Source organism: Streptomyces sp. NPDC002490 (genome assembly GCF_040296045.1).
GTDB lineage: Bacteria > Actinomycetota > Actinomycetes > Streptomycetales > Streptomycetaceae > Streptomyces.
Map to the genome: position 1 here is coordinate 1 of NZ_JBEOWM010000078.1, position 21,455 is coordinate 21,455.

General features: G+C 73.9%; 20 protein-coding genes. 9 read left to right on the forward strand and 11 right to left on the reverse strand.

The features are described 5' to 3' along the window. The first annotated feature begins 226 nt into the window (after positions 1-226). From ABT092_RS29320 to ABT092_RS29330, 3 genes are all read left to right on the forward strand, one after another. The gene (locus tag ABT092_RS29320) at positions 227-784 is read left to right on the forward strand and encodes a hypothetical protein (RefSeq protein ID WP_351249224.1); all 558 of its coding nucleotides are present in this window, start codon (positions 227-229) and stop codon (positions 782-784) included. A 96-nt stretch (positions 785-880) separates the two neighbouring features. Further along, complete coding sequence (locus ABT092_RS29325) at positions 881-1,876, forward strand: ATP-binding cassette domain-containing protein (protein ID WP_351249226.1); 996 nt, start codon at positions 881-883, stop codon at positions 1,874-1,876. Further along, positions 1,873-2,712 carry an ABC transporter permease gene (locus ABT092_RS29330; RefSeq protein WP_351249228.1) on the forward strand — a complete coding sequence of 280 codons (840 nt, stop codon included), beginning with the start codon at positions 1,873-1,875 and terminating at the stop codon, positions 2,710-2,712. The genes ABT092_RS29325 and ABT092_RS29330 overlap by 4 nt, the downstream gene beginning before the upstream one ends. A 15-nt stretch (positions 2,713-2,727) precedes the next feature. Here the strand turns inward: ABT092_RS29330 and ABT092_RS29335 are convergent, their stop codons facing one another. Beyond that, positions 2,728-6,048, reverse strand: a complete 3,321-nt coding sequence (locus ABT092_RS29335; protein WP_351249230.1) for an AfsR/SARP family transcriptional regulator — start codon at positions 6,046-6,048, stop codon at positions 2,728-2,730. 146 nt (positions 6,049-6,194) lie between these two features. On the opposite strand from ABT092_RS29335, the gene ABT092_RS29340 reads away from it, so the two are divergent. Then, the gene (locus ABT092_RS29340; protein WP_351249232.1) at positions 6,195-6,992 is read left to right on the forward strand and encodes a site-2 protease family protein; all 798 of its coding nucleotides are present in this window, start codon (positions 6,195-6,197) and stop codon (positions 6,990-6,992) included. Positions 6,993-7,013: 21 nt separating this feature from the next. On the opposite strand, the gene ABT092_RS29345 is transcribed toward ABT092_RS29340, so the two are convergent. Then, entirely contained in the window at positions 7,014-7,199 is a 186-nt protein-coding gene (locus ABT092_RS29345) for a hypothetical protein (protein ID WP_351249234.1), read from the reverse strand. Positions 7,200-7,316: 117 nt separating this feature from the next. Then, positions 7,317-8,057: an NADPH-dependent F420 reductase gene (gene npdG / locus ABT092_RS29350; RefSeq protein WP_351249236.1), complete on the reverse strand. Its 741-nt coding sequence runs from the start codon at positions 8,055-8,057 to the stop codon at positions 7,317-7,319. Between the two features lie 139 nt (positions 8,058-8,196). On the opposite strand from npdG, the gene ABT092_RS29355 reads away from it, so the two are divergent. Continuing rightward, on the forward strand, positions 8,197-8,817 hold the full coding sequence (locus ABT092_RS29355) for a hypothetical protein (RefSeq protein ID WP_351249238.1): 621 nt from the start codon (positions 8,197-8,199) through the stop codon (positions 8,815-8,817). Between the two features lie 389 nt (positions 8,818-9,206). Here the strand turns inward: ABT092_RS29355 and ABT092_RS29360 are convergent, their stop codons facing one another. The 3 genes from ABT092_RS29360 to ABT092_RS29370 all read right to left on the reverse strand — a co-directional run bounded on the left by ABT092_RS29360 (position 9,207) and on the right by ABT092_RS29370 (position 10,598). Then, positions 9,207-9,470 (reverse strand): TM2 domain-containing protein, encoded by a 264-nt coding sequence (locus ABT092_RS29360; RefSeq protein WP_351249240.1) that lies wholly within the window; start codon positions 9,468-9,470, stop codon positions 9,207-9,209. Positions 9,471-9,724: 254 nt separating this feature from the next. Further along, positions 9,725-10,162: a DUF2752 domain-containing protein gene (locus tag ABT092_RS29365; protein ID WP_445400603.1), complete on the reverse strand. Its 438-nt coding sequence runs from the start codon at positions 10,160-10,162 to the stop codon at positions 9,725-9,727. Continuing rightward, positions 10,131-10,598, reverse strand: coding sequence for a TM2 domain-containing protein (locus ABT092_RS29370; RefSeq protein ID WP_351249244.1), 468 nt, complete (start codon positions 10,596-10,598; stop codon positions 10,131-10,133). Before ABT092_RS29370 ends, ABT092_RS29365 begins: the two co-directional genes overlap by 32 nt. Positions 10,599-10,925: 327 nt before the next feature. On the opposite strand from ABT092_RS29370, the gene ABT092_RS29375 reads away from it, so the two are divergent. Beyond that, positions 10,926-12,185, forward strand: coding sequence for an MFS transporter (locus tag ABT092_RS29375; protein WP_351249262.1), 1,260 nt, complete (start codon positions 10,926-10,928; stop codon positions 12,183-12,185). Positions 12,186-12,235: 50 nt separating this feature from the next. On the opposite strand, the gene ABT092_RS29380 is transcribed toward ABT092_RS29375, so the two are convergent. The 4 genes from ABT092_RS29380 to ABT092_RS29395 all read right to left on the reverse strand — a co-directional run bounded on the left by ABT092_RS29380 (position 12,236) and on the right by ABT092_RS29395 (position 18,013). Then, positions 12,236-13,444 (reverse strand): M20 metallopeptidase family protein, encoded by a 1,209-nt coding sequence (locus tag ABT092_RS29380; RefSeq protein WP_351249246.1) that lies wholly within the window; start codon positions 13,442-13,444, stop codon positions 12,236-12,238. A 117-nt stretch (positions 13,445-13,561) separates the two neighbouring features. Then, entirely contained in the window at positions 13,562-14,806 is a 1,245-nt protein-coding gene (locus tag ABT092_RS29385; protein WP_351249248.1) for a metal-dependent hydrolase family protein, read from the reverse strand. A gap of 54 nt (positions 14,807-14,860) precedes the next feature. Next, a complete protein-coding gene (locus ABT092_RS29390) occupies positions 14,861-16,312 on the reverse strand; it encodes an MFS transporter (RefSeq protein ID WP_351249250.1) in 1,452 nt (483 codons plus the stop codon). 120 nt (positions 16,313-16,432) lie between these two features. Next, positions 16,433-18,013: an amidase gene (locus ABT092_RS29395; RefSeq protein ID WP_351249252.1), complete on the reverse strand. Its 1,581-nt coding sequence runs from the start codon at positions 18,011-18,013 to the stop codon at positions 16,433-16,435. Positions 18,014-18,167: 154 nt separating this feature from the next. On the opposite strand from ABT092_RS29395, the gene ABT092_RS29400 reads away from it, so the two are divergent. Beyond that, positions 18,168-19,181: an Lrp/AsnC family transcriptional regulator gene (locus ABT092_RS29400; protein ID WP_351249254.1), complete on the forward strand. Its 1,014-nt coding sequence runs from the start codon at positions 18,168-18,170 to the stop codon at positions 19,179-19,181. Between the two features lie 77 nt (positions 19,182-19,258). Here ABT092_RS29400 and ABT092_RS29405 read toward each other — a convergent pair whose 3' ends face one another. Further along, the gene (locus tag ABT092_RS29405; RefSeq protein WP_351249256.1) at positions 19,259-19,492 is read right to left on the reverse strand and encodes a hypothetical protein; all 234 of its coding nucleotides are present in this window, start codon (positions 19,490-19,492) and stop codon (positions 19,259-19,261) included. 159 nt (positions 19,493-19,651) lie between these two features. Between ABT092_RS29405 and map the strand changes: the two genes are divergently transcribed. Beyond that, entirely contained in the window at positions 19,652-20,509 is an 858-nt protein-coding gene (gene map, locus ABT092_RS29410; protein ID WP_351249258.1) for a type I methionyl aminopeptidase, read from the forward strand. Between the two features lie 238 nt (positions 20,510-20,747). Further along, complete coding sequence (locus tag ABT092_RS29415) at positions 20,748-21,401, forward strand: biliverdin-producing heme oxygenase (protein ID WP_351249260.1); 654 nt, start codon at positions 20,748-20,750, stop codon at positions 21,399-21,401. Positions 21,402-21,455 lie beyond the last annotated feature (54 nt).

Here is a 21,455-nt window from a genome sequence, read left to right on the forward strand (position 1 = left end):
CTTCTCGCCCCCCGCGCCCGCGGCGCCACCCGCCGTGCGCGTCGACCGTCCCCCGTCGACGGGCCGTCGCCGATCCGGCGGACCGCCGCCGGCCACCGGGCGGCTGCTCGGCACCACGCGCGGTGACGGTACGATCCTCCTACTGCCAGCTCGAAACGGCGGCTTCCCGCCACCCGGGACGCCCCGACCGCTGGCCGGCCCCGTGCGGTATGAGGAGGATTCCCTGGTGTCTTCGCGTCGACTGCCCTCGTGGGCCTGGGTCACCGGACTGCTCAGCGCGGCCCTGGTGGTCGTGGTCGGGCTGGCCGTCCGTGCCGAGCCCCTCCCCGAGGGAAAGCCCGCCGCCACGGGCACGACGGTGAAGCCGAGCCCCGGGGAGAAGAAGGAGCCGCCGGCCGCGGCCCACCCGGTCCCCGAGGAGTCCGGGCAGGGACGTCGGGTGGTGTACTCGCTGGAGCTGCGGCGGGTGTGGCTGGTCGACGGCGCGGAGAAGGCGGTGCGCACCTTCGAGGTGTGGCCCGGCTCCGTGCACCCCGCGGAGGGCTCGTACAAGGTGTTCTCCCGGATGGCCACCGGCACCGGCACCGACGGGGTCAGCGTCGCCAACGTCATCTACTTCGCCCGCGCTTCGGGGGCGACCATCGCCTTCTCCAACGCCGTGGACGGCGCCCGCCCCAAGGTCGACCTCGGGGTGCAGACCGGCGCGGTGCGCCAGGGCGTCGCGGACGGCACCGCCCTGTGGGCCTTCGCCCCCGAGGGCACCCCGGTGCACGTCGTCACCTGATCCCGCGCGCGTCCCGTCGGCGACCTGTCGGCAGGGACCCGGGTCCGCGTCCGCACTGTCGGCGGACTGTCGGCGGGCGATGACAGCGTCGCTCCCATGACGCACATCAACACAGCGGTCTCCGTGCGGGGGCTGGTCAAGCACTACGGGTCGGTGAAGGCCCTGGACGGAGTGGACCTCGACGTCCGGGAGGGCACCGTGATGGGGGTGCTCGGCCCCAACGGCGCCGGGAAGACCACCCTCGTGCGGTGCCTGTCCACCCTGATCGTCCCCGACGCGGGCACCGCGCGGGTCGCGGGGCTGGACGTGGTCCACCAGCCCTACTCCCTGCGCCGCCGCATCGGGCTCACCGGCCAGTACGCCGCCGTCGACGAGAAGCTCTCCGGCCGCGAGAACCTCATCCTCATCGGACGGCTCCTCGACCTCTCCCGCAAGGCCGCCCGGGCCCGCGCCGACGAGCTGTTGGAGCGCTTCTCCCTCACCGAGGCCGCCGACCGGCCCTCCCGCACCTACTCGGGCGGCATGCGCCGCCGGCTCGACCTCGCCGCCTCCATGATCGGCCGCCCCGAGGTGCTCTACCTGGACGAGCCGACCACCGGCCTCGACCCGCACACCCGCAACGAGGTGTGGAACGAGGTGAAGGCCATGGTCGACGACGGCGTCACCGTGCTGCTCACCACCCAGTACATGGAGGAGGCGGAGCAACTCGCCGACGAACTGACGGTCATCGACCACGGACGGGTCATCGCACGCGGCGAGGTCCACGCCCTCAAGGCCAAGGTCGGCGGCCGGACGCTGCGGGTGCGCCCCGCCGACCCCGGCCGGTTGTCCGAGGTCGCCGCCGCCCTGGACACCACCGGACTGACCGGGCCAGGCCGGGCCACCGCGGACCCCGACACCGGCACCGTCCTGGTGCCGATCCTCAGCGACGAGCAACTCACCGCCATCGTCGACGCACTGGCCGCCCAGGGGGTCACCCTCGCCGGGATCTCCACCGAACTCCCCAGCCTGGACGAGGTGTTCCTCGCCCTCACCGGCCACCGACCGACGTCCGACCCGTCCCCCGACACCGCTGCGGAGGCCGCCGCATGAGCACCTCGACCCTGCCCGACACGCCGTCCGCCGCTCCCCCGGCCCCGCCGGCCGCCCTCAAGGACGACAGCCGGATCGGACCGCGCGCGCACCTGCGGCACATCAGCGCCCTCATCCGGCGCAACCTCCTGTGGATCCGGCAGAACCCGGAGTCGATCCTCGACGCCGTGCTGATGCCGATCATCTTCGCCCTGCTCTTCGTCTTCGTCTTCGGCGGCGCCATCGCCGGGGACCGGGACACCTACGTCGACTACGTGATCCCCGGCCTGATGGCGATGATGGGCCTGAGCGTCGCCATGGGCGTGGGCACCGGGTTCAGCGAGGACATCCACTCCGGGGTGATGGACCGCTTCCGCACCCTGCCGATCGCCCGCTCCTCGGTGCTGATCGCCAAGATCGTCGTGGAACTCGGCCGGATGCTGGTCGCGGTGGCGATCCTGCTCTGCGTGGGCTTCGCGCTCGGGCTCTCGGTGGACAACGTGCCCGGCCTCTTCGCGGCCGTCGGCCTGGCCGCCGTCTTCGGTTCGTCCCTGATGTGGGTCTTCCTCGCCCTGGGCGTCACCCTGCCGAACGCCCAGTCCGTCCAGCAGATGGGGATGCTCGTGATGATCCCGCTCCAGTTCGGCTCGTCCATCTTCGTCCCCACCTCCACCATGCCCGGCTGGCTCCAGTCGTTCGCCGACTACAACCCGCTGTCGGCGCTGGCGGACTCGGCCCGCGCGCTGATGAACGGCGGCCCGCTCACCCACCACCTGGTGGTGGTGCTGGTCTGGTCGGCGGCCATCACCCTCATCATGGCCCCGGTGTCGTTGCGGAAGTTCCGGCCCGGGAAGTAGGCCCGCCGGGCCCGCTCACAGCAGCGCCAAGGCCCCGTCCAGGTCCAGGGAGCCGCCCTCGACCAGCGCCGCCCGGTACGCCTCGGGGCCCAGGACCCGGACCCCGGCGGCCTCGACGACGGCCCGGGAATCCCGCTCGGCCAGCTTGGGGTGGAGACCCGGCGGGAGCAGCGCCCGGTGCGCGCCGAACAGCCGCACCGCGTCCCGCGTCCGGGCGCCGCCGTCCCGTTCGGCGAGGTTGTGGGCCGCGGTCAGCAGGTGCGTCCCCACCAGTTGCGGGGCGACCATCTGGCACAGCGGATCGCGGGAGGCGTCCAGGGCGTGCCGCAACCTCTCGGCACCGGACGCGTACCGTCCGTCCAGGGTGTCGAGCCACCCCTCGACACCGCTGAGGAGGCTGTCAAAGACGACGAAACCCGCCGCGGCGAACGAGGTCCGCAGCGTTTCGACCTGTTCGCGGGCCTCCCGGCGGCGACCGGTGCGGCCCAGGTGCATCGCGAGGAAGAGCCGGGCGGCCGGCATCGCCTCCGTCCCGTGGTCGGGGAGCTCGTCGATGATCGTGCGCAGGCACGCCTCTCCCTGCGCGGCCCGCTCCTCGCTCTCGATCCAGACGCCCGCGAGCCGCGCCCGCAGGACGGCCACCTGTCGGTGCGCACCGAGCCCGAGGGAGTACGCGATGGCCTCCTCGTAGTCGGCGGCGGCCCCCGCGAAGTCGCCCTTGCGCTCGTACAGTTCGCCGCGGGCGGAGAGCGCCTCCGCCGCACCCCAGCCGTCCCCCAGCTCCCGGAAGATCGTCAGGGCCTCGTCGGCGTCCCGGGCGGCGTCCCCCTGCCACTCGGGTCGGCTGGCCGTGACGACCGACCGGGCCTGGAGTGCCTGGCCCAGCTCCCAGCCCAGGCCCAGCTCCCGGCAGGTCACCACGGCCGCGTCGGCGGCGGCGCGCAGGGCGGCCGGATCCTGGGTGAGGATCACCGCGAAGAACCACAGGTGCCCCGGGTTGCGGCAAACCTGCGGCAGACTGGGCCGGTACGCCTGCGCGATGCCGCGGATGCGGGCCTGTCCCTGGGGCGTCTGCCACCGGTCCAACTCCGTGTCCAGGCAGGAGAAGTGGACCAGGTGCACCCCGCGCCGGGCCTCGGCCAGCACCTCCTGGGCCATCGGAGGCGGCGCGCCGATCGGTGACTGCGGCAGCGGCAGCGCGGGGACCACCGGCGGGGCGAAGGGGTCCGGCCCCATCGCGCCGACCTCCTGGGACCAGGTGCGGGCGTCGGTGCGCAGGGCGCGGAGCTGCCAGAACCACGACAGGGACAGCACCAGGCACAGGGCCTCCTGCTCGTCCCGGACGGCCACCGCGTGCCGCAGTGCGGTGCGCAGGTTCTCGTACTCGGTGGTGAGCCGGCGGATCGCCGCGAGCTGCCCGGCGCCGCGCAGCAGCGGGTCGGTGGTGCGGGCGAGTTCGCGGTAGTGGACCAGGTGGGCGCGTTCGGCGGCGGCCCGGTCGCCGGCCTCGTCGAGGCGTTCGGCGGCGTACTCGGCGACGGTCTCCAGCAGCCGGTAGCGCATCGGGCCGTCCGGTCCGGGCGCGGCGACGACGAGGGACTTGTCCACCAGCGCGCCGAGGGCGTCCAGGGCGGCGGGCCCGCACACCTCCTCGGTGGCGGCCAGGTCGCAGCCGCCGGCGAAGACGGAGAGCCGGCGCAGTACGGTGCGTTCGTCCTCGTCGAGGAGTTCCCAGGACCAGTCGACGACCGCGCGCAGCGTCTGTTGGCGCGGCAGGGCGGTGCGGGCGCCGCCGGTGAGCAGCCGGAAGCGGTCGTCCAGCCGGTCGGCGATCTGCCGGGCGGTGAGCATCCGCAGCCGGGCGGCGGCCAGTTCGATGGCGAGCGGGAGCCCGTCGAGCCGCTGGCAGATCTCGGCGGCGGCCTCCGGGTCGTCCCCGGCCCGGAACCCGGGGCGGGCGGCGGCGCCCCGGTCGGCGAAGAGCCGCAAGGCGAAGCGGTCCGGGAGGGGGCCCACCGGGTGCAGGGACTCGCCGGGCACGGCGAGCGGCTCGCGGCTGGTGGCGAGGACGGTCACGCCCGGGCAGTGGGCGACGAGGTGTTCGGCGAGCCGGGCGGCGGCGGTGACGACGTGTTCGCAGTTGTCGAGGACCAGCAGCATCCGGCGGTGGGCGCAGTACTCGGCGAGCCGGGTGAGCGGGGCCTTGGCGTGGACCTCGGCGACGGCCCGCAGTTCCTCGGCGCCGCTGCCCCGCAGCACGGTCTCGCGGGCGCCGAGCGCGGTGAGCACCGCCTCGGGCACGTCCTCGGGGGACTCCACGGGCGCGAGTTCGGCGAACCACACGCCGTCGGGGTGGTCTGCGGCGACCCGGTCGGCGACCTCCAGGGAGAGCCGGGTCTTGCCCGCGCCGCCGGGGCCGAGCAGGGTGACCAGCCGGGTCCGGCCGAGGTCGGCGCGGACGGCGTCCAGGTCGGCGTCACGGCCGACGAAGGAGGTGAGCCGGGCCGGGAGGTTGCCCGGGTGCGCCGGGCCGGCGGCCGGGCCGGGGGCGGCGGCCGGGGCGGGGACGGCGGCCGGGCCAGGGGCGGCGGCCGGGGCGGGGACGGCGGCCGGGCCAGGGGCGGCGAGGAGTTCGGCGTGCAGGGCGCGGAGCTCCGGGCCGGGGTCGGTGCCGAGCCGGTCGGCGAGGGCGAGGCGGACGGTGTCGTAGGCGGCGAGGGCTTCGGCGGCCCGCCCGCTCTGCCGCAGCGCGCGGATGCGCAGGGCCTGGAGGGGTTCGTCCAGGGGGTGCTCGGCGCACAGGGCGGTGAGTTCGGGCAGGGCTTCGCGGGCCTCGCCGAGGGCGAGCGCGGCGGTGAGCCGGTCGCGGCGCGCGGCGAGGTGCAGGGCGTGGTGGCGGGCGGCCTCGGCGGCGCGGTCGGGCAGGTCGGCGAGGGCGGGTTCGCCGCGCAGGGCGAGGGCCTCGTCCAGGACGGTGGCCGCCCGGGCGGGGTCGGCGGCGGCGAGGGTGCGGGCGCCGAGGGCGGCGAGCCGTTCGAAGCGGTGCAGGTCGACCCGGTCGGGGTCCACCGCGAGCCGGTAGCCGCCCTCCGCCAAGACCACGGCCTCGGCGCCGAGGGTGCGGCGCAGCCGCCCCACGAGGGCCTGGAGGGCCGCGGTCGCGTCGGCGGGGGTGTCGGTGCCCCAGACGTCGTCGACCAGGACGGACACCGGGACGGTGCGGTCCGCCCGCAGGGCGAGCGCGGTCAGCAGCGCGCGCAGCCGAGCGCCCCCGACGGGGAGCACGGTTCCGTCGGGGCGCAGGGCTCGGGTCGGGCCGAGGATCTGGTACCGCACGGGGCCATTGTCCCCCGGGCGTGCGGTGGAGCGTCCGGGGAACCCCGCCCGGTCGCGGGACGTTCCCCCCGCGGGCCGGTACGGTCGGCCCGCGGGGCGCCGCCCGCGCCCGTCCGGGCCAGCCAACGACGACCCACGGAGAGCCGATGACCACCGCCACCGTCCCCCGCGGGGACCGGAGGATCAGCCCCGTGTTCCTGGGCATCGTCGCCGTGACCGCGGTCGCGGGGTGGGCGACCTGGACGGACTTCGCCGAGGTGCCGGGGCTCGCGGTGTTCCTGTTCGTGACCGGGGCGTGGCTGGTGTCGCTGTGCCTGCACGAGTACGCGCACGCCCGCACCGCCCTGCACGGCGGGGACCTCACCGTCGGGGCCAAGGGCTATCTGACGCTGAACCCGCTGAAGTACACGCACGCGCTGCTGAGCGTGGTGCTGCCGGTGCTGTTCGTGATCCTGGGCGGGATCGGTCTGCCGGGCGGGGCGGTGTTCATCGAGCGGCACCGGATCCGGGGTCGCTGGAAGCACAGCCTGATCTCGGCGGCCGGCCCGCTGACGAACGTCCTGTTCGCGCTGGTGTGCACGGCGCCGTTCTGGTTGGACGCCTTGGACGGGGTGCCGTCGACGTTCCGGTACGCCCTGGGGTTCCTGGCGTTGCTCCAGGTCACGGCGGCGATCCTGAACTTCCTGCCGGTGCCGGGGCTCGACGGGTACGGGGTGGTCGAGCCGTGGCTGTCGCACAAGGTGCGTCGGCAGGTGGAGCCGTTCGCCCCGTTCGGGCTGCTGTTCGTGTTCGCGCTGCTGTGGGTCCCCGAGGTGAACGGGGTCTTCTTCGACCTGGTGGACGCCCTGTTGCGGGCGCTGGGCGTGGGGGACCTGGAGACGTACTGCGGCTACGACCTGTTCCGGTTCTGGCGGGAGGCCAATCCCCTGTGCGAGGTGCGCTGAGCGCGCTCCCGGGCCGCCGGGTCAGCTGCCGGAGGCGGCGCGGGCGCGCAGCTTCTCGCGCCGTACGTAGTACCAGGTCATGTTGGACGACAGGCCGGCCATCAGCACCCAGACCACACCGATCCAGTGGCCGTTGACGAAGGACACCACGGCCGCGGTGACGGTGAGCAGGCAGAGCACGAGGGCGAAGAGGGCGAGGCGGGGCATGGGGGTCGGCTCCTGTCGGGGGACACTGCGTCCGCCCAGTGTCCCCCATCCCGTCCCGCGCGGACCGCACGGCCCCCGCACGCCGGGCGGTGCGTCGGCCCGTTCCCGGCGCCCCGGTCAGACGTCGGTGATCCGCAGTCCGGCGTGCGCCTTGTAGCGGCGGTTGACGGAGATCAGATTGGCGACCAGCGACTCCACCTGGTGGGCGCCCCGGAGCCGACCGGCGAAGACGCCGCGCATCCCGGGAATGCGGCCGGCGAGCGCCTGGACGACGTCGGTGTCGGCGCGGGACTCGCCGAGCACCATGACGTCGGTGTCGATCTCGGCGAGGGAGGCGTCCTGGAGCAGGACCGCGGAGAGGTGGTGGAAGGCGGCGGTGACCCGGGAGTCGGGGAGCAGGGCGGCGGCCTGTTCGGCGGCACTGCCCTCCTCGGGCTTCAGCGCGTAGGCGCCCTTCTTGTCGAAGCCGAGCGGGTTGACGCAGTCGACGACGATCTTGTCGCGGAGTTCCTCGCGCAGGGCGGTCAGGGTCGCCGCGTGCCCGTCCCAGGGGACGGCCACGATCACGATGTCGCTGCGTCGGGCGCATCCCGCGTTGTCGGCGCCCTCGATGCCGAGGCCCAGTTCCCCGGCGGCGGCCTCGGCCCGCTCGGCGGCCCGGGAGCCGATGACCACCTTCTGGCCGGCGCGGGCCAGTCGGTAGGCGAGGCCGCGGCCCTGGTCGCCGGTGCCACCGAGGACCCCGACGACCAGCCCGGACACATCGGGCAGCTCGCGGGGGTCGGCGGCCGCCTTCGCGGGGGCGTGCCCGGACGGAACGGGGGCGGAGGAGGGCTGTGCGCTGTCGGAAGGAGTCATGCGCCCGAGCCTATGCGGGGCGCACGGCCGCTCGGCGCGCCGGGCCTCGCGCCCGCGCGCCGGGCGAACGCATGTCCGGTACGGGCAGTCCGGGCGTCTCCCGGGCGGGTCCGGCCGGGGTGGGGCAGGATGCCGGGCCATGGACGCCGTACGAGTCGCACTGCTGCGGGACGTGCTCGCCGGGACCTCCCTCCTGGACGCGACCCATCACTTCGCGGGGACCTTGCGGTCCCGGGTGGTGCCGCGGGGCGGCGAGCTGTTGTTGGTGGGGACGGCGGAGTACGAGCCCTGGCACCTGGCGGCGCACCTGGTGGACGAGGCCGCGTGGTCGGGGACCCCGGAGCTGGCGCCCACCCTGGTGCGCCACCGGGTGCCGCCCGCCGGTTCGGGGGCGCCGCACCTGTCGGTGGGGCTGGAGCGGCTCGACGCGGTGCGGCGGGACGGGACGCTGTTGGTGGTGGCCCCTCACGTGCCGGACGGACGCTTGCTGGAGCGGGTGCACGGGGCGCGTCGGGCGGGGGCGACGGTCCTCGCCCTCTCGGCGGAGGAGGACGGGAGCGGGGGCGAGTTGGGGGCGTTGGCACACGAGGCGCTGACGGTGCCGCGGGACTCCGCCCCCTCCTTGGACGTCGTCCAGCACCTGGTGAGCGCCGCGGCCGGGGAGGCCGGGCCGCCGCTGGACCGTTCTCCGCGGCGGTTGCGCGAGCGCTTGGCGCGGCTGACGGAGCACTTCACCGTGCCGCCCCCGGCGCACTGGTGAGCGGGGCCCGGGCGCACGGAGGGGGCGGCCTCCGGGCCTGAATCCCGTGAGCCGCCCCCGGTGTCCGCCGGCCGTCACCGGCGGTGGGGCCGTACCGGAGTCGTCCGGTGCGGTGTGGCGACGGGCGCGTCGCCGGTGTCGTCGAGTCCCCCGACCGTTCCTGTTCCCCGATGTCCCCCCGGGGTGGGTGACGTCGACGGCCGCGGACCGCTGGGGTGCCGTGGTCGGACGTCTCCCGTGCGGACGGATCCGTCCGCGGTGGATCGGGCGGCGCGCCCTGCGTCACGGGCTCGCGCTGCCGGGGAGCGGCCGGGCAGCGGGGCCGTGACGGTTCGTTCCCGGACGGCTCCGGGAACCGGCCGCCGGTGGCGGCCCGGGGTGGTGACGGCTCAGCCGCGCAGCACGCGACCGTGCTTGTCGGTGCGGTCGTTGCTGGTGAGGAAGAGGATTCCGTCGATCAGCGCCCATATGCCGAGGCCGCCGCAGGTGAGGAGCTGGGCGACGCCGACGCCGACCGAGCCGACGTAGAAGCGGCCGATGCCCAGGCCGCCGAGGAACAGCTGGAGGACACCGGCGACGATCTTCGACTTGTCGGAGTAGGGGCGGCCCGTCGGGTCGTAACCGTAGGGGGCTTCGGGCGTGGGGACGGCCATGAGGTTCTCCATGGGTGAGCGGACGAGTACCGGAGCGGTTTGTTCCGGTACGCACGCAAGAGGAGAACCCGACAAAGAACACTCTGCGCGTCGCCCCCCTGCGACCTGGCAGCGTAGGAAGCCGAGAGCGCTCCGGGCGAGGGGGCAGGGACGATCGTGCCCGTACCGTGATCAAACCAGGACGGAACCACAACGTCCGAAAAGCGTCCCCAACATGGCGGTTCTCCCCCGCCCGACCCGTTCCGGCGTGCGGGTCAGACGAGGTTGCGCACCACGGTCCACAGCACCGCGACCGACAGCACCGCGGCCTGGGTGCGGCGGCCGGGTTGCGGGCGCCAACGACGTCCGCGCAGCCCTTCCAGGGCCCAACGGGCCAGCAGGGCCAGGGCGAACGGGGCGGCCAGCAGCAGCACCCGGTTGTCCGCCCAGGCCGCGGCGAACTCGCCGTGCATCAGGTCGTACACCATGCGCGTGCCGCCGCAGGCGGGGCAGAGCAACCCGGTGACCAGGCGGAACGGGCAGCGCGGCAGGAACTGGCCGGCCTCGTGGGGATTGGTGCCGTACAGGTAGGACGCACCGGCGACCCCGGCGACGAACACCGCTACCGGTGCCGTCGCCGGGTGCCGCAGGAACCGCGCCACGGACCGCGCCACCGGAGCCTCAGCCACCGCGCAGCGGACGACCGTTCGCATCGGTCGTGCTGTCGCCGGTGAGGATGACGATGCCGTCGACCAGCGCCCAGATGCCGAAGCCGCCGCAGGTGAAGAGCTGGGCGAGCCCCAGACCGACGTGCCCCAGGTAGAAGCGGCCGACGCCCAACGTGCCCAGGAACAGCGAGAGGATGCCCGCGACGATCTTCGACTTGTCGGAGTAGGGACGGCCCAACGCGTCGTAGCCGTACGGGGCGTTGGGGTCGCCGGTGTAGGTGCCCGGGGGGACGTATCCGGGCGGCGCGTAGCCGTAGCCGGGCCCGGGCAGCGGACCCTGCTGCGGGTAGCCGTAACCCGGCTGCGGGGGGTAGGCGTTGGGGCCGGGCGCACCGTACGGGTTCGGCTGGCCGGCCGGGTCCTTGCCCGGGTACCCCGGGCCGGGGCCGCCGGACGGGGGCTGGGGAGGCTGCTCGCTCAAGGTTCCTGCTTCCTGGTGCGCACTTGTCACATCAGATGACGGGGACGGAAATCTCGGGTCATCTTGCAGGACGGAGCCGCCCCGGGAAAATCCCCGGGCGGCGGGCTCCCGGTCCGGACCGGGACGGGAGCGCTCCGGACGGCCGCCGGGGCCGGTGCCGGGAGCGTGCGCGCCGGCCCCGCCGGCCGGAGCGGAAAACCGTTTGCGCACCGGCCTGCGGGGCCCGCAGGATGCGGATGCGTGACCGCCGATCCGCTCCGGCCCGATGAGCCGCCGCCGTCCGCCGCGCCGGAACCGGAACCACCCGGCCCCGCGGCCGGGGGCCGACTGCGGTCGCTGCTGCCGGACCTCACGCCCTGGCGCTCCGTCCCGGACTTCCGGCTGCTGTGGACCCAGGGCCTCATCACCTACTGCGGTGCGGCGATGGCCCTCGTGGCGCTGCCCCTCCAGATCAAGGACCTGACCGGTTCGCCGCTCGCGGTGGGCGCGATGGGCGCGGTCGAATTGGTCCCGCTGATCGTGTTCGGGCTCTACGGGGGCGCCCTGGCCGATGCGGTGGACCGGCGCAAGATGATCATCGCGACCGAGGCGGGACTGGGCTGCCTCGCGCTGGTCCTGCTGGTGAACGCGGTGCTGCCGGAGCCCCTGCTGTGGCCGCTGTACCTGGTCGCGGCCGGGGTCGCCGCGCTCGCCGGCCTCCAACGACCCGCCCTGGACGCGCTGATCGCCCGGATCGTCCCGCACGAGCAGTTGGCCGCCGCGGGCGCGCTGAACTCGCTCCGCTGGCAGACCGGGGAGATCGCCGGGCCGACCCTGGCCGGCCTCGTGGTGGCCTTCGCCGGCAGCGCCGCCGCCTACGGGATCACCCTCGCCACGTTCGTCCTGTCGGTGCTGATGTGCCGACGACTGGCGCCCGCACCGCCGTCCGCCGGCGCGGAGAAGCCCTCCCTGCGCGGGCTCGCGGAGGGCGCGCGCTACGCCTGGTCGCGCCCCGTCCTGGTGGGCACGTACGCCATCGACCTGGCGGCGATGCTCTTCGCCTTCCCCAACGCCATCTACCCCTTCCTCGCCGACGACCTGGACGCCGAGTGGGCGCTCGGGCTGATGTACGCGGCGGGGGCGGTCGGCTCGCTGGCCGTCAGCCTCACCAGCGGCTGGCTGTCCCGTTCCCGCCGGCACGGGCTGCTGGTGATCGGGGGCGCCACCCTCTGGGGTGCGGGCATCGCCGCGGCCGGCTGGTTCGAAAGGGTGTGGCCCGTCCTGCTGTGCCTGGCCGTCGCCGGCGCCGGCGACCTGATCAGCGGACTGGGCCGGGGCACCATCTGGAACCAGACGATCCCCGACCGGCTGCGCGGCCGGCTCGCCGGCATCGAGGTGCTCTCGTACAGCGTGGGCCCGCAGCTCGGCCAGGTCCGGGCGGGCGCCATGGCGAGCTGGACGGGTGCCCGGACCGCGTTCTGGTCCGGGGGGCTGGCCTGTCTGGCCTCGGTGGCCCTGCTGTCGGCGGCCCTGCCGAAGCTGTTCGCCTACGACGCCCGGACCGACCCCGACGCCCTGCGCCGCAGGGCCGAACCCACCGCGCAGTAGCGACGGCCCGGAACGAACGTGCGCGGTGGGGCGGCGGGCGCCCGTGCCGATCAGCCCCGGCGCAGTCCCCGCTCGGCGAGTTCCGCGAGCAGGGCGGCGCCGACGGGGAGCGCGGCGTCGTCGAAGACGGCGTGCGCGGAATGGTTGAAGGGTGCGTCCTTTGGTGCGTCATGGGGCCGGGCACCGATCATGACCTGGGCCCCGGGCACGAGCGCGAGGACGCGGGAGAAGTCCTCGGAGCCCATGGCCGGGTGCGGGGCGCGGACGAAGGCGCCCTCGCCGTAGAGGGCGGTGGCCGCTTCCTCCGCGAGGTCGACGGCCTCGGGGGCGCAGACCATCGCGGGGTACTGCTCCTCGGCGCGGGCGGTCGCGGTGAGGCCGTGTGCGGCGGCGATGCCCTCGCACAGGGCGGTGGCACGGGGCAGGAAGTCCCGCATGGCCTCCTGGCTGGTGGCTCGGACGGTAGCGCCGAAGGTCGCCTCGGCCGGGATGACGTTGGGCTTCGTACCGGCGTGGAAGGTTCCGACCGTGAGGACGACCGGGTCGAAGACACTGGTCACCCGGGTGACCAGGGTGTGCAGGGCGGTGACCATCTCGGCCGCGGCCGGGAGGGGATCGGCGGCCGAGTGGGGCGTCGAGCCGTGCCCGCCGCGGCCGTGCACGGTGACGTGGAGTTCGGCGTTGCCCGCGAGCATGGTTCCGGCCCGGCCGGAGACCACGCCCAGGGGCACGCCGTTGGAGGCGACGTGGACCGCGTACGCGCCGACGACCGGCTTTCCGGCGGCGTCCAGCACTCCCTCCGCCAGCATCGCTCCCGCGCCGTCGTGTCCCTCCTCCCCCGGCTGGAACATGAACACCACGCTTCCCGGGAGCTGTGCGCGGCGCTCGCTCAGCAGACGGGTGGCGCCGACGAGCATCGCGACGTGCTGGTCGTGTCCGCAGGCGTGCATGACGCCGTCGACGCGGGACGCGTAGGGAAGCCCGGTCAGTTCCTGGACCGGCAGGGCGTCCATGTCCCCGCGCAGCAGCACGGCCGGGCCCGGACGGCCGCCGTGCAGGACCGCGACGACGGAGGAGAGCCGGTCGCCGGTGGTGACCTCCAGCGGCAGGCCCTCCAGCGCGGTCAGTATCCGGGCCTGGGTGAGCGGCAGGTGGAGCCCCAACTCGGGTTCACGGTGCAGTGCGTGGCGCAGGTCCGTCAGTTCACCGGCCAGGGACTCGGCCGCTTCTCGGTAGGTGGTGGCGTCGGTACTGCTCATCGGGTCCTTCTCTCGGTCCGTGGGCGGGGTCGTGCGGGTGAGTGGCGGCTGACGGCGCGGGGCAGGGGGAAGGCGCCGATCCGACGGGCGGTCATGCGCCCCGCAGGGCCCGCGCGGTCAGCCCAGGAGCGCGTCGGTGTCCTTGTGGGCGACACCGTCCTTCATCACGAGCAGCACGTTCTCGGGGCTGCCCAGCGAGGAGATGTCCGTGAGGGGGTTGCCGCGCGCGACGACGACGTCGGCCCGCTTGCCGGCCTCCAGGGTGCCGATCTCCTCGGCCATGCCCACGAGTTCGGCGGCCTCGGAGGTGCCGGCGAGGATCGCCCCCATCGGGGTCATGCCGGCTTCGACGAGGTGGCCGAGTTCCCGCAGGTTCGTGCCGTGGTCGGCGATGCCGCAGTCGGTGCCCATGGCCACCCGCACCCCGCGGGCGATGGCGTGCGGGATGTGCCTGCGTGCCACCTGCTGCCAGTGCCGCTTCTTCGCGTACGCCCAGCTCGCGGCCTTCGCCGGGTCCGGGTCGGTGTGGGCGGTGGTGAGCGTCGGCACCAGGAAGGTGCCGCGTTCCAGCATCAGGTCGATGGCCTCGTCGTCGATCTCGTAACCGTGCTCGATGCTGGCCACCCCACCGCGGACGGCGTTGATGATCCCGCTCCGTCCCTGGGCGTGGGCGGCGACCTTCTTGCCCCGGTGGCCGGCGGCGATCTCGGTGATCGTGGCGATCTCGTCCTCCAGGAAGCCGTCGTCGTCGGGCTGGTCGGTGGGGCTCCAGACGCCTCCGGACGCGGCGATCTTGATGCAGTCCGCGCCCTTGCGCAGCACCTCGCGCACCGCTTGCCGGCAGTTGTCCACGCCGTCGGCCAGCCGGGTCATCGGCTCGTCGGAATCACGGTCGTCGGTACCGGACCGGAAGTCGCCGTGACCGCCGGTGGGACTGAGCATGGCGATGGCGACGATCAGGCGCGGGCCGAGGACGAGTCCGTCCTCGACCGCCTTCCGGTGGCCGGCGTCGGCGCCACCGAGGTCACGGGCGGTGGTGACCCCGGCGAGCAGAGTCCGCTCCATGCGGGGCGCCGACAGGAGCGTCCGCAGGGAACCGGGCAGCACGGCGAGTTCGCCCAGGCTGAGTTCGCTGCCCGGCGCCGCCATGTGGACGTGGCAGTCGATGAACCCGGGCAGGATGGCGTTGCCGCGGACGTCGACCTCCCTGGTTCCGGCGGGGAGCGGGGGCTGAGCGCTGGACGGACCCGCCCAGCGGACGAGCCCGTCCTCGACGAGCACCGCACCGCCCTGGACGGGGTCACCGCCCCTGCCGTCGATGAGGAGACCGTTGTGGAGGAGGAGGGGAACGGTGGCGGTCATGGGGCGACGTCCTTCTTCGTTCTGTGAGACGGGTGGGTGAAGTGTGGGTACGGGTCAGTCGGCGGTGGCGACGGGCCGTGCGGGTGCGGTGTCGTCCTCGGACCGATTGCCGCGCACGACGAACGCGGCGACGATGACGAAGACGGAGACGCCCGCACAGCACCACCACACGGCGGTGTAGGCCGACTCGGTCGGGACTGCCGTGCCCGGGAAGGTCTTCGCCGTGAGGATCGCCGCGAAGACGGCGCCGGAGACGCTGCCGCCGAGGGTCTTGACGGTGTTGTAGATGCCGGTGGCGATGCCGGTGCGGTCGGCCGGGCTCGCGTCGAGGACGAGCGCGGGCATGGCGCTCATGCTGAGCCCGATGCCGAAGCCCATGGCCATGTTGGCGACGATGAGCTGCCAGGGCTCGTCATGCGCGAACGCCATCGAGGTGTAGCCGACCGCCATGGTGGCACCGCTCAGGGCGAGCACCGTACGGGCCCCGATCACCCGGGCCAGGCGCGGCGAAAGGGCCGCGCCCACGAAGGAGAGCAGTCCCGCCGACACCATGATCCAGGCGACGTCGAGCGTGTCGTAGCCGAAGCCGTACCCCACGTCGTCGGGCGGGCTGGCCAGGAAGAGGACGGTGGCCGTCTGGGAGCCGAAGAGCGCGGCGCCGACCATGAAGCTGGCCCCGTACACGGGCAGCAGGTTGCGCTTGACACTGAGCCGGATGTCCACCACCGGGTGGGCCACCCGTAGTTCGACCAGGGTCCAGACGACGAGGACGAGGGCGGCGAGGAGGAAGAGGCCGAGCGTTCCACCGCTCGTCCACCCCCAGCTCGGCCCCTGGGCGATGGCGAGCAGCAGTGCCGACAGGCCGAGGCTGAGCAGGCCCGCGCCCGCCCAGTCGACGGTGCCGCGGGCGCGGGTCTTCGACTCCGGGACCAGGAAGAACACCACGGCGACGCAGAGGATCGTGCCGATCGCCGGCACCCACAGGATGCCGCGGACGCCGGCGATGGCCTCCCCCAGCAGTCCGGCGAGCAGCATGCCCACGCTGCCGCCGAAGGTCAGCGCGCCGACCAGCATCCCGATGGCGCTGCGGGCGCCCTCCGGGGTGAGCCGGTCGCGCACCAGCCCCATCTCCAGCGGGAGCAGCGCGGCCAGCGGCCCCTGGAGGACCCGGCCGAGCAGGAGCACCTCGTAGGACGGCGCCCAGGCCACCAGCACGGAGCCGACCGCGAGGGAGACGGCGGCGACCCGCAGCATCCGCCGGTGGCCGTAGATGTCCCCGAGTCGCCCGAAGAGCGGTACGGAGACCGCCGCGGCGAGGAGTTGCGCACTGCTGACCCAGTTGAGATCGCCCGCGCTGACGTTCAGCTCGGCGCCGAGCCGGGGCAGGAGCATCGGCATCATGCCCTGGATGATGCCGCTGACGAGTTCGACGAAGACCAGGAAGCCGACGACCGCGGCGACCCGCACACTGCCGAGACCTGGTGTCGGCGCCTTGTTGAGTGACATGGGTTCTCCAGGGGAAGGTCCGCGCGGGCGCGGCCGGACCGTGCCGGGGAGCACGGTGCGGGAGGTACGGGGATGACGGCTGCATCAAGGGAACAGCCGGTGGGCCGGTGAGCCGATGGGTCAGACGGACGCCGGGCGGGCTTCGGCAAGGTGCTCGGCGGCCCGCGTCAAGGCGGCGCTCATGGCCGACACGGCCGCGAGATCGGCCGGTCCCGGGGTTATCCCCGCGGCGGCCAGCACGGCCGCGACGGCGGACCCGTGGTCCGGTCCGCCCCCGGGTCCTTCCGGGGACCGGCCGGACGCCCCGGCGCGTTCCGGGTCCGTGAGCGGGCGGGGGCGGTGCTCCGGATCGGGGGTGGCGCGGCGCAGGTGCCAGGCCGTGGCACCCTGGTACGCCTCGCCCGCCGCGAGCAGGGTGCGTTCCGCCGAGGGGCGGGCCACGAGTTGGAGGGAGAGGGGAAGCCTCCCGGCCGCCACGCCCATGGGCAGGGCGATGGCGGGGAACCCGGTCGCGTTCCAGGGTGCGGTGAGGTTCAGCTCGTCGCCCGGTGCGGCCTCGTCGTGGTAGGGGCGAGCAGCCGCCGGCCAGGTGGGAGTGGCGATCACGTCGACGCCGCCGGGGCCGTCCATGCGGGCGAGGAGGGCGGCCGTGGTGGACGCAGCGGTCCATCGGGCCTGCGCGTACAGGTGGCCGGGGATCGTGGCGCCCACCGCGGCCAGTCGGCGAAACGTGCGGCCGTGGCGGTCCCAGTCCGCGGCCAGGCGCGCGCCGTGTGCGGCGAACGCCTCCGTCAGCAGCACCAGACCGTTGGCGGCGAACAGGGTGGGGAACTCCGGTAGGGGGAACTCCCGCACCACGGCACCCAGCCGGGACAGCTCCCCCAAGGCGGCGGTGAAGGCCGTGCGGCACTCCTCGGTGATGCCGGGGGAGTCGACGAGGCCGTACGGAACTCCGACGCGCAGGCCCCGGATGTCCACCGGGCGTTCGCCGGAAACGTCGTAGGACGCGCCGGTGAGCGCCGACAGCAGCAGTCCGCAGTCGCGCGCCGAGACCGCCATGGGCCCGATGACGTCCTGCGAGGGGCTCAGCGGGATACAGCCCTCCAGGGGGAGCAGCCCGTGGGTGGGCTTGAGTCCGGTGGTCCCGCAGAGGGCGGCGGGCAACCGGACGCTGCCCGAGGTGTCCGAACCGAGCGCGCCGAGGAAGAGCCCGGCGGCTATTCCGGCGCCGTTGCCGGTGCTGGATCCGCCGGTCCAACGCTCGGGGTCCCAGGGGTTGCGCGGCACCGGGTAGGTGTGGGTGGGGTCCGGACGACCCATCGCGTACTCGGTCATCGTGGTCTTGCCGAGCACCACGGCTCCGGAGTCCCGCAGCCGCGCGACGGCCGGGGCGTCCCGGCCGCGCCACCAGACGGGGTCGTGGGCGGGGCTCTGCGCGGTGGCGGGCCCCTCGACCGTGGCGAGATTGTCCTTCACGGCGAGCGGAACCCCGTGCAGCGCACGGCGTCGCCCCGCAGGCAGCGCGTCCGCCTCCCGCGCGGCGGCAAGCGCCTGCTCGGGGAAGCGGGTGACGTACACGCCGAGGAACGGAGCAAGCACCTCCGCGTCGGCGAGCGCGCCCGTGACGAGTTCCCGGCTGGAGACGGTGCCGGTGCGCAGGGCGCTCACGGCGTCGGACAGGGTGGCGAACGGCTGCCCCAAGGTGCACCTCCACGGGTCAATGCGGCCGAATCCGACCGATCGGAAGAGATGCTATTCAGACACCAGGCAACGGGTCATAATTGCGCTTCTGCTCCATGAAAGAGACATGGGTGCAGGAACCTGTCATCCAGGAATGCTGAAGGAGGAGTCACCGGTGCTTCTGGCCGATCCGCCCGCCCCCACCCTCGACGAACTGGACCTCGCCCTGGTCAACGCCCTACAGATCGCCCCCCGCGCCTCCTGGACCCAGCTCGCCGCGGCGCTCGAAGTGGACGCCGCGACGGTCGCTCGCCGCTGGGATCGGCTGCGCGCATCGGGCAACGCCTGGGTGACCGCCTATCCCTACGAGGACAGCGGGGTCGGCGCCCTGGTCGAGATCGACTGCGCGACCGGACGCAAGGACGCCGTGGCGAAGGCCCTGGCGGCGGATCCCCACACGGCGACCGTCGAGCACACCGCGGGCGGACGCGACCTGCTGATCACGGTGATGGCCGCCGATTTCGGCTCCCTCTCGGCCTACGTCGTCGACCGTCTCGGCAACGTCCCCGGCATCGCCGCTTCCCGCACTCACCTGATGACCCGTGCTTACACCGACGGCAGCCACTGGCGCCTGCGCAGCCTGACCCGCTCGCAGCAGGACGCGCTGACCGCCTCCCGGCGGGCGGCGACCGGCGCATCCGGACCGCTCTCCAGCCATCGGGAGCTGGTGATCGCGATGGGCGAGGACGCCCGAACGCCGGTCGGTGAGCTGGCCGCACGCCTGGGCGTCAGCGTGAACACCGCGAGCCGTCGTCTCACCCGGCTCATCGAGTCCGGACAGCTACGGCTCCGTTGCGACATGGCCCGTTCCCTCTCGGGCTCTCCCATCTCGGTGACCTTCTTCGGCGTGGTGGCACCCGACCACCTGGACTCCACCGCACGGGAGTTGGCGAAGCTCCCGGAGACCCGCCAGTGCTCCGGAACGGCGGGCCCGCAGAACCTGGTGGCGACGGTCTGGGTGGCTTCCCTGCTGGACGCCCAGAACCTGGAGGTCTCGCTCGCCACGAGACTTCCCCACCTGAGGATCACCGACCGCGCCGTCGCCCTGCGCACCGTCAAACTGGTGGGCAAGCTCCTCGACGAGGACGGTCGGGCCCGGGGTCACGTGCCCATCGACGTGTGGGGCTGACGCACACCCCTGGCGGCAGGGGTCGGATCGGCACCGCCGCCCCTCCCGACCGGGGCGCTCCGCGCGCCCGCGGGCCCTCAGCCGTCGTCGTCCTCGCCCCGGGCGACCGTGTCGTGCCAGCGCGGATCGTTCTCCCACTCCCGGGTGCGCTCCTGCGCGGACTCCAGCGCCCGCTGCGCCTCCTCGCGGGAGGCGTAGGGGCCGAGCCGCTCCTTGGCGGGGCACTCGGGCCCCTCCTCCACCGTGTGGTGCTCCAGGCAGTAGTACCACTCCCCCGGCTTGCCCACCGCCCGCTTCCTGAACAGCGCCATGTGCCCATCCTCCGCTCCTCGTGCCGCGCACGCCCGTCGTGCGCCCCGCCCGTGGGCGGCGCGCCCGGCGCACATGGTGCCGACCGCCCGTCCGGGTCCCCGTACCCCCGCTCCACGGCGCCCATGCCGCGCCCGTCGGGCCGGCCGTAGACTCGCTCCATGTCTGCGCAGTCACTGCTCGTCCCCGGAGAGCTCTCCCCCCCACGCACCGTCCCGGGGCACATCGTCCGTCCACCGTACGTGGGCAAGCCGGCCCCCGCCCCCTACACGGGCTCCGAGGTGCAGGACGCCGAGACCGTCGAGCGCATGCGCGTCGCGGGGCGCATCGCCGCCCGGGCCATGGCCGAGGCCGCGAGCGCCATCGCCCCCGGGGTGACCACGGACGCCCTCGACCGGATCGCCCACGAGTACCTGTGCGACCACGGTGCGTACCCGTCCACGCTCGGCTACCGCGGCTTCCCGAAGTCGCTGTGCACCTCCGTCAACGAGGTGATCTGCCACGGCATCCCCGACTCGACGGTTCTGCACGACGGCGACATCGTCAACCTGGACGTCACCGCCTACATCGGCGGGGTGCACGGCGACAACAACGCCACCTACCCGGTCGGGGAGGTGGACGAGGAGTCGCGCCTGCTGGTCGAGCGGACCCGGGAGGCCCTGGACCGGGCGATCAAGGCGGTCCGCCCCGGGCGCCAGATCAACATCATCGGCCGGGTCATCGAGTCCTACGCCCGGCGGTTCGGCTACGGGGTGGTGCGCGACTTCACCGGGCACGGCATCAACACCTCGTTCCACTCGGGCCTGATCGTGCCGCACTACGACAGCCCGCACGCCACCACGGTCATCCAGCCGGGCATGACCTTCACCATCGAGCCGATGCTGACGCTCGGCACCCACGAGTACGACCTGTGGGAGGACGGCTGGACGGTGGTCACCAAGGACCGCAAGCGCACGGCCCAGTTCGAGCACACCCTGGTCGTCACCGACACCGGGGCGGAGGTCCTCACCCTGCCGTGACCGCTCCGCGGCACCGTTCCCGCACCGTGGCGAGAGCCCGTACCCGGTCGACCGGGTACGGGCTCTCGTGCGTCGGCCCCGGCCCTCCGGGGGTCTTTCCGCGGCGCCCGTTGGGAGCTACCGTCTTTCCGACAGCCTGTCGGAAAAGCATTGACTTAGGTTAGCCTAACCATAGATGATCCGGGTGGAGGACTCCTCCCGTTCGCCCGTCCCCGCTCGCTGGTTCCCCGGAGGTCCCATGGACACGACGCCGTTCTCCGCACTCATCCGCACCGCGTCCCAGGACGCCCACACCGAAGCGGAGACCACGACGTTCATGGGCGACCTGCTCGGCGGGCGGCTCGGCGTCGAGGCGTACGCGCGCTACACCGAACAGCTCTGGTTCGTGTACCGGGCGCTGGAGGACGGTGCCGAAGCCCTCCGGAACGACCCTGTCGCCGGCCCCTTCGTCCAGCCCGAGCTGATGCGTCTCGCCGCCCTGGAGCAGGACCTCGCCCATCTGCGCGGCGCCGACTGGCGGGCGGGAGTGGCCCCGCTCCCCGCCACCGCCGCCTACGCGGAGCGGATCGCCGAGTGCGCCGGCCGGTGGCCGGCCGGCTACGTCGCCCACCACTACACCCGCTACCTCGGCGACCTCTCCGGCGGCCAGATCATCCGGGACCGCGCGGAACGCGTCTGGGGCTTCGCCCGCAAGGGCGACGGCGTCCGCTTCTACGTCTTCGAGGACATCTCCAACCCCGCCGCGTTCAAGCGGAACTACCGTGAACTGCTGGACCGGGTGCACGCCGACGACCTGGAGAAGCAGCGCATCGTCGCCGAGTGCAAGCGCGCCTTCGCCCTGAACACCGCCGTGTTCCGGGCGCTCGGCGACGAGTTCCCGCTCAGCGCCTAGACACCGCACGCACGGGGGCGCCGCTTTCGACGGAACCGGTTCCGGGGGAAGATC